Source organism: Legionella feeleii (genome assembly GCF_001467625.1).
GTDB lineage: Bacteria > Pseudomonadota > Gammaproteobacteria > Legionellales > Legionellaceae > Tatlockia > Tatlockia feeleii.
This window is the reverse complement of sequence record NZ_LNYB01000085.1, coordinates 797,630-801,827: the sequence shown is the minus strand read 5'-3', so window position 1 is coordinate 801,827 and position 4,198 is coordinate 797,630. Positions and strand designations below refer to the sequence as shown.

The following is a 4,198-nucleotide window of genomic DNA, read 5'->3' as shown; positions in this document are numbered from 1 at the left end:
AAGAGAGCCCTATAGTCTTCTGCTGTTTTGCAAGAGCGGATGTTTTCAAAAAGAGTTTTTAGATAATCAAAGGGATTAAAACGATTAGCTTTGGCTGTTGCAATGAGGCTATAAAATAGAGCACTGGCATAAGCGCCTCTGGGGCTGCCAGCGACCAACCAATTTTTTCTCCCCAAAGCAAAGGGTCTTATGAAATTTTCGATGACATTATTATCAATCTCAAGGGAACCATCCAAAAGATAAGCAGTCAGCTCGCCCCATCGAAGATGCATATAATCTAATCCCTTGCCTAACTCAGATTGAGGGGCAGTTGTTTTTATTGTTTTGTCCAACCAGGCTTTAATCTGCTCGAGGATAGGTTTTGCCTGCTGTAAACGAAGCGCGTATCGTTGCTCAGCAGTGTAGTGGTTGTTACGGGCGTGCTGTTCAATCAGGTAAAGCTTCTTAATGTAAGCGACAGCCTGATGGGACTTTCCCGTGGTTTTAGCCAGTTTTACAAGTTTTGCGAAAGGCCTTCTAGCATGAGCCCAACACCCCAAATGAATAATATCCGGATGGTCATCCACCCAATCATAGCCCTTATACCCATCGGTTTGCAGATACCCCTTAAAATCCTTTAATAGTTGTTTTGGCCACTGAGCCTTTCGGGTTTGCTGGTAATCAAAAAGAATGACTTTTTTATCGATAGGGTGGTTACGATAGACCCACATATAACTGGTGCTGGTATTTTTTCGATTCGGCTCGTCCATTACCTGCATCGTCGTTTCATCGGCCTGCAGGTAATTTGATGCAATAAGATAGTCAAGAAGTGCTGCTCTCATCGGCAGACAGACTTCAAAAGCCGCCATTATCCAGCCACATACGGTGTTCCTTGGCATTTCAACCCCTAATCGAGCCCATATTTGCTCCTGCCGGTATAAAGGCAGATGGTCTTCGTATTTACTAACGATGGCATGAGCTACAAGACTTGGGGTAGCCATGCTTTTAGGTAGAAATAACGATGGCATAGGGGCAATAGAAACTGTCTCATCGCAGCGATTACAGGCATATTTGGGGCGAACATGAGCAATGACTGAAAGTCTGGCGGGAATATACTCTAACTGCTCAGTGACTTCTTCTCCAATACGTTGTTTCATGCATCCACAAACGCACAGCTTGTCTTCTTCTGGAATGTCGTGCTCGATTACTTCACGAGGTAAATGCTCAGGCAATGGGCGTCGTACAGGCTTATTCCTGGTGTAGGTTACAGTCACTGTATTTTCTTCTTGGGGAAGCTCGGCAGTCTCCACTGATTCCGCCTCGTCAAATTGCAATTCACCTTGCCCAATATGGGCTTCTGAGGAACGGTCAAAGCGTTGTTGTTTGGCCAGGCGTAATTGTTCCAAAAGAGAGTGATATTTATCTTTCCACTCTTGGACTTCTTGTTTTAGAGTTTGATTCTCATCTTGAAGTGGGGCGATAAACGCTTGAAATTCAGAATAAAAAATAGAAGATTTGGCAGTCGTTTTCATGGTGGAATTATACCATAACCACCATGATTCTCTGAGCTTTTTTCAATGAAAGTCGCGATAAATTACAGGGTCTTCTCCTGGATGAAATGTGTATTTATTAGAAGCCATGAGCCAATTTAAATGGTCTTTGGTTAACTCAATATGGCCTTGAGTATTGCGCGGGAAAATGAACTTTCCCCTTTCTAACCTCCGATACCATAAAGTAAAACTACACTCCTCATAGTATAGGGCTTTGAGTTTGGAGCCACAGCGACTACGAAATAAAAATAGATGCCCTGATTCAAGCTCCATACCAAAGACTTCTTTGACTAATATCGCCAGGGTATTAATCGATTTCCTCATGTCCGTAATGCCACAATATAAATGAACCTGTACTTTTTCTGGAATCAGCATAACAACCTCAATTGATTGAGCAAGGAAGAGAAATCCTTACTCTTTATATCCATTTTTACTTCACAACGAATCTGATTGGGAAATTGGATAAGTATTGACTGGCTCTTTGCAGGCTCATGGGCTACAGCGTCCTTATTACTAATCAGCACCGGTTCAAATCGAATGGGTTTATCAAAACCAGTTTGTGATTTGGGCTTGTTACTTCTTGACCCAAACTTTTTACGCCATTGATATTTGAATTTTTCAATAGGAATCCCTTGCGCATGACAGAAATCTTCTTGCGATAATCCACTTCGTTCATAACCAGTGAATAAGCGTTCCCAATAATCTTCTTTTGATTTCATTTCCAGCTCCTCGTTTGAGAAAGCTTAGTTTAGAAAATTTAAATTTCTCAGGTAGGTGTATTTGCCCGAACGAATACTATTAGTCAGGCTTTGGATGAGTCGGATTGGGTAGTAGCGCATGCTGCAAGTTATTTAAATATGCGTCGTACTACGTTGGTAGAAAAGATGCGTAAGTATGGTTTAACACGCCCCGAGCGCGCCTGACATTTCTTACCCCCGTTTTTCTTCCTGGAAAATAGGGGGACAAGAATGTCTATGCTGTATGTGAATAGAGGGGGACGCCTTTTTAAGCTTGTCCACTGTCGGTGTTTTCGTCTTTTCCCGCGTTTTCTTCAGCAGCAGGCTTCGTTTTTTTTGCTTTAGCAGGAGGCTCTTCTGCTGGTGTAGGTTCTGGTTGCGGAGCTGAAGGTTGCTCCGGAGCTTGCGCTTGAGGAGGAGCGGCCGGTGTAGGTTTAGGCGCTGTTTTAGGCTGTGCTGCGGCTGCAGCTTGTTCTTCTGCTTCGCGTTTTTTCTTATATTCGTCAATAATTTCACTGACGCTGGTTTTAACATCCTTGAAAAGCTTACCCGCAAAGGAGCTCAATTCTTTAAAATCCGGTAGCTTTGATTTGAAATCACCCATGATTTACTCCGTGCTGACAGTTTAATTTCGTTATTCGTTAAGTATATACAACTATATGGGAAAAAAACCTGAATGGGAATCTAATGACGGAATTTAGCAAACATTTGCCCGCTTGCGCGGGGAAAACAAGGAATAAACATAGAGAGTACAATGAAGGCAAGGTAATTTGCGGCTCATTAAGCCAATATAGCTGTTCTAGATTTTTGAATCTGGATTAATAAAAAAGCAATCTCACAACAACTCCATTGCAACTCGGTAGCCGCACCACTGTATCTGCGGCTACTGTTTTCTTTTTTCTTTATGTTAAGCCCATCGATGCAGCAATTTCATCGCAGGTTGTAGCAGTTTGTCAAGGAGAGAGCGTTTGCCGTGAATAGCAATCTTAAATGCATTGTAGTTTTCCATTTTTTCAGTGATGTAATCATCGCTGGTTTTCAAACTATCCACCAGTCTTAAATCGTAGGCATCTTTGGCTATCCAATGCTCACCAGTCGCTACCTTTTCGATATCCAACTGCTGACGATGGCCAAGCACATAGTCTCTAAAAGCCCGATGAATGTTTTCCAATTCTTCCTGGAATTTTTCACGTCCCTTTTCCGTATTTTCAGCAAAAAGAGTCAGTGTGCGTTTGTATTCACCGGCTGTTAATAATTCGAAATCGATATTATTTTTCTTCAACCAACGGTGAAAGTTAGGTAATTGAGCAACAACGCCAATCGAGCCCACAATAGCAAAAGGAGCAGCAACAATCCGGTTGGCAACGCAAGCCATTAAATAACCACCGCTAGCAGCAATTTTATCAATACAAACGGTTAATGGTATTTTTTTATCGCGTATACGTTGTAATTGGGAAGCGGCTAATCCATAGCCATTCACTGCACCGCCAGGGCTTTCAAGACGAACAACGATCTCATCTTTCTCTTGAGCAATTGCAAGAACAGCTGTGATAACATCGCGAAACTCATTAACTTGCGACGCTTTTATATCACCTTGGAAATCAATCACATACAGCGATGATTTTTCTTCCTTATTTTTATTCTTCTTTTTCTTCTCAGGTTTTTTATTTTTTACTTCATGCGCCATTCGCTGTTGAATTTCATCATACTGCTTGTTGAGCGAGGTGATTTCCAGTTTATGTTTCGATTTGGAACCGCGGCTTAGTGCTAAAATACCAGCCAGCGTGAGTAGTATTGCGATGACCAATGTGAGGCTTTTTAAAACAAATAAACCGTATTGCATCAGGAAATCCATCATATACCTTAATTAAATTTTATAAAGCAGTGATTATCACCATGACTGCTCTGTAGTGCAAGTCTTGCAGACTTCTT

At 41.9% G+C, this 4,198-nt stretch carries 5 protein-coding genes and 1 pseudogene; 1 reads left to right on the top strand and 5 read right to left on the bottom strand.

Going from position 1 to position 4,198, the window contains the following annotated elements:
- The 3 genes from tnpC to tnpA form a co-directional block, all read right to left on the bottom strand.
- Positions 1–1,511, bottom strand: a 1,511-nt coding sequence (gene tnpC / locus Lfee_RS15930) for an IS66 family transposase (RefSeq protein WP_193786966.1), incomplete at its 3' end; no start/stop codon positions are given.
- A gap of 42 nt (positions 1,512–1,553) precedes the next feature.
- The gene (gene tnpB, locus Lfee_RS15925; protein WP_058447956.1) at positions 1,554–1,904 is read right to left on the bottom strand and encodes an IS66 family insertion sequence element accessory protein TnpB; all 351 of its coding nucleotides are present in this window, start codon (positions 1,902–1,904) and stop codon (positions 1,554–1,556) included.
- Positions 1,898–2,248: an IS66 family insertion sequence element accessory protein TnpA gene (gene tnpA, locus Lfee_RS15920; RefSeq protein ID WP_058447955.1), complete on the bottom strand. Its 351-nt coding sequence runs from the start codon at positions 2,246–2,248 to the stop codon at positions 1,898–1,900. The genes tnpB and tnpA overlap by 7 nt, the downstream gene beginning before the upstream one ends.
- A gap of 78 nt (positions 2,249–2,326) precedes the next feature.
- Between tnpA and Lfee_RS17830 the strand changes: the two are divergent.
- Positions 2,327–2,452, top strand: a pseudogene (locus Lfee_RS17830) (helix-turn-helix domain-containing protein); the annotation flags it as partial.
- A gap of 82 nt (positions 2,453–2,534) precedes the next feature.
- Here Lfee_RS17830 and Lfee_RS15915 read toward each other — a convergent pair.
- Positions 2,535–2,870 (bottom strand): hypothetical protein, encoded by a 336-nt coding sequence (locus Lfee_RS15915; protein ID WP_058447954.1) that lies wholly within the window; start codon positions 2,868–2,870, stop codon positions 2,535–2,537.
- 303 nt (positions 2,871–3,173) lie between these two features.
- A complete protein-coding gene (gene sohB, locus Lfee_RS15910) occupies positions 3,174–4,121 on the bottom strand; it encodes a protease SohB (RefSeq protein WP_058447953.1) in 948 nt (315 codons plus the stop codon).
- Positions 4,122–4,198: the final 77 nt, after the last annotated feature.